This window comes from Carnobacterium mobile DSM 4848, from assembly GCF_000744825.1.
Classification (GTDB): Bacteria; Bacillota; Bacilli; order Lactobacillales; family Carnobacteriaceae; genus Carnobacterium_A; species Carnobacterium_A mobile.
Genome location: NZ_JQMR01000005.1, coordinates 1 through 5728, shown reverse-complemented (window position 1 = coordinate 5728; position 5728 = coordinate 1). Strand labels below are relative to the sequence as shown.

Here is a 5728-nt window from a genome sequence, read left to right as displayed (position 1 = left end):
AAATGGATAAACTTTTAGATGCAGTCTATTCTCTAACGGAAAGTAATAAACAATTATCCGATAAATTAAATCGACCTATAGACAGTGAAACGAAAATTAAATATATTGATACTAGTGATCCAAGCATAAAAAAAGGGTTCTTCAGTCGTCTATTTAATAAATAAGAATAGTCGATTATAGCGATATTTAAAGTAAAATCATGTGTTGAACGAGTATAAAGAAAAAGAACCCTAATTTAACAAGGTTCTCGATACATGATTCTATAGAATTTCATGTATCTGGACTAATAAACTAATGTAATTTTACAACGAAACAATAGAGCTTAAACAATAGAGCTTAAACAATAGTGAATAACCATATAGATAATAAAGCAATAATTCCTGCTACTAAACAAAAAACAAGTACTATTAATCTTTTATCTTGCTTATCCTTTCGTTTGTTTCTTTTTTTTCTTACAGCTTCAATGTCTTTATTTTCCATGAAAGCTATGATTTCTTTATATGTTTGGACATCTTCCGATTTTTTGATTTTCTCAACTTTTATCGCTCCATACATTCCTACTAACCATAGAATAAATGGGGGAAGAAAAAACCAATAACCCGGTAGTAATAAAGAAGGACCAATTGATAACATAGCCAACACAATAAAAACAATCATTACCTTAGTATATTTGTCCATTTCTGAATGAGATACCCAATCTTTCATTGTTTCTACATCTCCTTTTACTAACTCATCTAAAGAAACATCAAAAAGAGCGCTAAGTAATAATAAGTTATGAATATCAGGATAACTATGTCCATTTTCCCAGTTTGAAATGGTTTGTCGTGAGACAAATAGTTTTTCCGATAATTCTTCTTGAGAGAGTGCCAATGTAGCTCTATATTTTTTTATTTGTTTACTTAGATTCATATTATCTGCTCCTTCTAACAATAGGATAATTTAAGTGGAAGAAATATACTATCAAATGTCTTTATAATCAGGAAATTTCGAGTGTCAAAATGTTTTTACAAACAATAAATACGTACTTGAAAACCACTAGTATTACTTATTCAAGGAACTTATGTTGTATTTTATACTAAAAAATAACCTTATTCGAATAAGGTTCAAGATATATATTTCTATCTAATTTCATGTATGAAAAAACGAAAAGGAAGTGTCTCTATTGTTTGCCTACCAACCATTCTACCCTATGATGCTAGCTCTAGTTTATATAGGAGTAACTTATTTCTTAGTTAGACATGAAAATAAGTATATCACCTACGGAATTACTATTTTCTCGTGTCTTTTGAATTTCTCATTTCTTTATCTCTGGCTTGATAAAATAATTTTTTTGATGACCTCTGCAGGTGAAGGATTCCAACGATTTATGGAGTTTAGTCAATTCGTTGATGTTTCATACTTTATCTTGCTTGTTCCTCTTCTGCTTCTTTTTGCGTGGTATGGCATCAAGAAAATAGTCCAGCAAGATCAATATCTCGGGTTAAAAATAGTCTTTATCTCTTTTTACATCGTTGCACTAGTTGGACTATTAGTATTAGGACAACTTGTATTTAGCTTATTATATTATGGTTTTGCTCCTTAAGATACATAAAATAAACTTAATAGTAACCTTGATTCAACAACATCCTATATACACGACTTTATGTCAAATAGTGTGTTGGAAAATCATCTGTAAATCCCTCTTTTATTAGAAAAGAAATCTTGTATAGCATCTTTATGTTGCTGATTGGCAATTTCTGGAAGGTTCTCTTGAGAAAAGAATTTCAAGTTTAAAGTCTCTTTTGTGTCACCAACAACTAGTTCTCCTTTAATTACTTTGAAGGTGAACATCGTTGTGATAGTCTGAGCCTTATCTCCGTTAGGATAAGTATCAAAATATGCTGAATAAATACCTAAAAGAGAAACAACTTCAACTTGTAAGCCAGTTTCTTCTATTACTTCTCTTTTAGCTGCTTGCTCTACACTTTCTCCTTTTTCAACCGCTCCACCAGGTAACCCCCATAACTGCTTATCAGTTCTTAATTGCAACAGTACTTCATTTTTTTCATTGGTAACTATACCACCTGAAAAATTTAATATTATTTCCCTATGCCCCACATAACTTCTAATCCATTGAATATAATCCATCACTTCTAACCTCTTCCTACTTAATTAATCTTATACTACCAGATTTTATGTAGAGGTAAATACTAGAAAACACATCATTTAAACAGATACACGATTCTAAGCAATTTCGTGTATTTAGAATAGTTTTAACCACTCACTATTGAAAACTACTATTTTATCGTATATAATAAAAACAAAGGTACGATAAAATAGTAGTTTCGAACAAGGAGAACCTATGACTAGTAAAGAAGAAAATTTAACTTTTTTATATCCACCTGCGTTTGATAAAGCATGGAGAAAATGTGGCTTAACATCATCAGATAAAGAAGAAATGGAAAGTCTTTTATCCCATTTTAACCAACAAGAAAATCATATTGGAAAACCTTATCTAGGGGACACGATTCAAAAAACGGGCGGTGCAATCAAATTAAGATTTAGTCCTGAATCTTCCCAAAAAGGTAAAAGCGGTTCTTATCGAATCATCTATTTTATTGCGTTAGAAAATACGTATGCCTTTTTAGATGTCTATCCTAAAAGCGCAAAAGAGTCTTTGACCGATAAAGATAAAAAAGAAATCAAACAATTTATCACTGACTTTAAAAAAATAACTAAAAAAGGGGCTAATTAATATGCGTGATACACTAAGAGATAGCATGAATGAATTAATGCAGTTCGCTAATAATAAACCAAACAAGGTGACCGTAAAAAAATATACGTTAAATAATCTACCCGCATACAATCCGTCAGATATCAAAATAGTCCGTGATAAAACACAAATGACACAAAAAGTTTTTTCTGATCTTTTAGGAGTATCGGTTAGAACGGTTGAAGCTTGGGAAACTGGAAAATCACATCCAAACGGCAGTGCTAGAAGATTATTACAATTAATCGAACAAAAGCCTGAAATGGTTGAAGAAATCGAGTATGCTTCTGCTAAAGGATAATAATCCTGGCAGTAATATATATAAACAGATCAGAATAACTTATTATGAAAGATAGAAAATCACTTTTTTTAAAGTGGTTTTCTATCTTTTTTTGTTTAGTGAGCCTGCCTTTTTTCGGACCCATTTCCGAAAAAAAATAGCGAATAAATGGGCATTTTTTTCGACACCAACGACGAAAAAAAACGGCTTGATCTTGCCAAAAAAGAGACCGAAATGGACACATTTCCCGTCTCTTTTTTGGCTCAAAACGGCTACGTTTTGACCGGGGTTTACCAGGGGGATTGGGGGAGCAGCGCGTCCCCCAACAAGATCGTTTGCGCCACGAAGTGGCTAGCAAACATAGAGCTTGCCAAACCCCCTTAAAGAATAAGAGAGACAACAACCGGAAGCGTTTTGTCTCTCTTATTCTTTCTGAGCAACAGTGAAGAAAAACAGGGGGTGGGACGTTGAGCGAACGAGAGATTTTTGAGGACACTTCAGCTGAGAGAAACCCGAAGCGCAAAGAGCCGAAACAAATCAGCTTTCGAGTGAGCGAACCCGAATTTGAAAAGTTGAAGCGCTCCGCTGAAAGTTTGCAAATGAGTGTGCCGGCTTTTGACAAAATTCAGGCACAAGGGGCTAAGCTCGTGACACCAAAAGTAAACAGAGCAGGTGTCTTTTACTGGCTTACATAGGATGTCTAACGTCCTTAGAAACGACTAGTCAAAAAGAGGGGCAGCTAAAACGCTTAAAAATCGTCTCTAAGCGTTTTTTCATGACATTAAGGGAAATAGCTGTTCGTTTAGTTTAAAACAGTCTAATGCGTCTTTTTTTCACTTTAAGAGGTCTATTGAAGGATAACCACCTCTTATGTATTTTTTTATTGTTCTTGGGTATGTAGGGCTTGCCCTGCACGAACGAAGTGAGCTCTTTACTTGTTTGAATCTTAGCAAAAGTAACCTTCTAAGCGGTTCTAATAAAAAGACTTATGTTTCCCTCTCTTTTTATTGCAAACGGAGCGTAGCGACTTCTTTTGATCTTTTAATATGCTTTTAACTTGCGAAGCAAGTTTTTCTTTTATTTTATTGATCTTTTTATATCGCTTGGCTTGCGGAAGCAAGGCTTCTTTTTTTGCTTTTTTGTTGTTTTTTATTGTGTTGTACCTTTATATATACTTTAATTAAAACTTTAATAAAGACTTTAAGGGCGTTTTCCTCCTTACTCTCCCAAGGGGTTACAGATTCTTTCACCCACATATTGGAAGGTTATTACCCACATATTGGAAGGTTATTACCCACATATTGGAAGGTTATTACCCACATATTGGAAGGTTATTACCCACATGGTACTTTACGTGTGGGTAATAACTGTATATAGTAGACGTATTCGTATGAAAAAAGGAGAGATTGCTTTGGGTAAAGAGAGTGTAATTTACAATAACCAAATGAACTTAGTTGCTTTGAAGGGATTTAATTCCGTTGAAATAGACCTTTTTTATACTTTATGTAGCCAAGTAAAATCGAAGGGTGCACAAGACATTACGATATCATTTGAAAAGCTTAAGGACTTAAGTGATTACAGATCTGCTGATAAAGCGAGGTTCATTAATGATTTAAGAAAAACGAATAGAAAGCTTTTATCACTTAGTTTCACATTAGAAAATGAAAATAAGATAGTTGACTTTGTTTTGTTTCCCACATTTGAAATTGATTTAGACCAAGAAGTTTTAACTGTTGCAGTAAATTCACGATTTGAATTCCTCTTTAATGAAATTGTAGGCGGTTTTACTATTTTAGAATTAAGTCAGCTAACACAGCTTGAAAGTCGATACTCAAAAGCATTATATAGACTTTTAAAACAATGGCGTAGCGTAGGTTTTAAACAATATGAATTAAATGAATTAAGAGATTTACTTGATGTCCCAGTATCCTATCGATTAGATCAGTTCACTGTCCGTGTCTTAGATGCAGCAACAAAAGAATTAAAAAAGAATAACTTTTTCCATGACTTGAAGTACGAAAAAGTAAAAAAAGGTCAAGGTAACAGAGTTGTAGCAATTAAATTTTATTTCAAAAAGGAAGCTCTTAAAGGAACTTTTGATAATAGCGGGAACTTTATTCCCTTCGATTTAGATAAACAAATTCCGAAAAAGAAAGGAAAACAAACAGTTCGTAAAGAAAGACTCCCAGATTGGGCAAAAGAAGGACAAAAAAACAAACCTGATAAGCAACTTTCAGAAAAAGAACAAGCAGAATTTCGAGAGCGTTTAGCACAAATCAGAAATATGTAATAAATAAAGTAATATAGCTTAAGAAAAAATTATTCCTAAGGCGGATCGAATATGAAAAATATTGAAGAGGTTATAGAATATGTTGTTCCTAAAGAAGTTTGTAAACAGCTAGGTATCGAAAGCGCAACACTACGCAAATATGCACTATTATTTGATAAAGCAGCAGAAAATGGCCTTTATTTTAAACGAGACGAAAGAAATAACCGGTTGTTTACAAAAGAAGATGTTGCGGTTTTGTCACGCATGTTAGAGTTAAAAGAGACCTTGGGAATAACGCTTGAATCAGCTACACAAAAGGTTTTAAACTCTGACCGTTATAATGATACAACACCCACCGTGACGGACGCGTTATATCGCATGATTGAAACACAATCAGAACAAATAACAAAGCAAGCTCAGCTCAATGCTG

General features: G+C 33.3%; 7 protein-coding genes and 1 pseudogene. 6 read left to right on the top strand and 2 right to left on the bottom strand.

What is annotated here, in order from left to right:
• Positions 1 to 336: 336 nt before the first annotated feature.
• On the bottom strand, positions 337 to 909 hold the full coding sequence (locus BR87_RS12355; RefSeq protein WP_035033544.1) for a helix-turn-helix domain-containing protein: 573 nt from the start codon (positions 907 to 909) through the stop codon (positions 337 to 339).
• Positions 910 to 1162: 253 nt separating this feature from the next.
• On the opposite strand from BR87_RS12355, the gene BR87_RS12350 reads away from it, so the two are divergent.
• Entirely contained in the window at positions 1163 to 1582 is a 420-nt protein-coding gene (locus BR87_RS12350) for a hypothetical protein (RefSeq protein WP_035033542.1), read from the top strand.
• Between the two features lie 83 nt (positions 1583 to 1665).
• On the opposite strand, the gene BR87_RS12345 is transcribed toward BR87_RS12350, so the two are convergent.
• On the bottom strand, positions 1666 to 2127 hold the full coding sequence (locus BR87_RS12345; RefSeq protein ID WP_084683648.1) for an NUDIX hydrolase: 462 nt from the start codon (positions 2125 to 2127) through the stop codon (positions 1666 to 1668).
• 214 nt (positions 2128 to 2341) lie between these two features.
• On the opposite strand from BR87_RS12345, the gene BR87_RS12340 reads away from it, so the two are divergent.
• The 5 genes and pseudogenes from BR87_RS12340 to BR87_RS12315 all read left to right on the top strand — a co-directional run.
• A complete protein-coding gene (locus BR87_RS12340; RefSeq protein WP_035033537.1) occupies positions 2342 to 2734 on the top strand; it encodes a type II toxin-antitoxin system RelE/ParE family toxin in 393 nt (130 codons plus the stop codon).
• A 1-nt stretch (position 2735) separates the two neighbouring features.
• Positions 2736 to 3050 carry a helix-turn-helix domain-containing protein gene (locus BR87_RS12335; protein ID WP_035033536.1) on the top strand — a complete coding sequence of 105 codons (315 nt, stop codon included), beginning with the start codon at positions 2736 to 2738 and terminating at the stop codon, positions 3048 to 3050.
• Positions 3051 to 3496: 446 nt separating this feature from the next.
• Positions 3497 to 3691, top strand: a pseudogene (locus BR87_RS12325) (plasmid mobilization relaxosome protein MobC); the annotation flags it as partial.
• Between the two features lie 728 nt (positions 3692 to 4419).
• Positions 4420 to 5319, top strand: a complete 900-nt coding sequence (locus BR87_RS12320; protein ID WP_051929931.1) for a replication initiation protein — start codon at positions 4420 to 4422, stop codon at positions 5317 to 5319.
• Between the two features lie 51 nt (positions 5320 to 5370).
• A partial coding sequence (locus BR87_RS12315; RefSeq protein WP_156959150.1) for a MerR family transcriptional regulator occupies positions 5371 to 5728 on the top strand: 358 nt, incomplete at its 3' end.

Excerpts from the sequence above, each read along its gene's own strand:
- BR87_RS12355 (WP_035033544.1), bottom strand. The coding sequence starts at position 909 with ATGAATCTAAGTAAACAAATAAAAAAATATAGAGCTACATTGGCACTC.
- BR87_RS12345 (WP_084683648.1), bottom strand. The coding sequence starts at position 2,127 with ATGGATTATATTCAATGGATTAGAAGTTATGTGGGGCATAGGGAAATA.
- BR87_RS12340 (WP_035033537.1), top strand. The coding sequence starts at position 2,342 with ATGACTAGTAAAGAAGAAAATTTAACTTTTTTATATCCACCTGCGTTT.
- BR87_RS12335 (WP_035033536.1), top strand. The coding sequence starts at position 2,736 with ATGCGTGATACACTAAGAGATAGCATGAATGAATTAATGCAGTTCGCT.
- BR87_RS12320 (WP_051929931.1), top strand. The coding sequence starts at position 4,420 with ATGAAAAAAGGAGAGATTGCTTTGGGTAAAGAGAGTGTAATTTACAAT.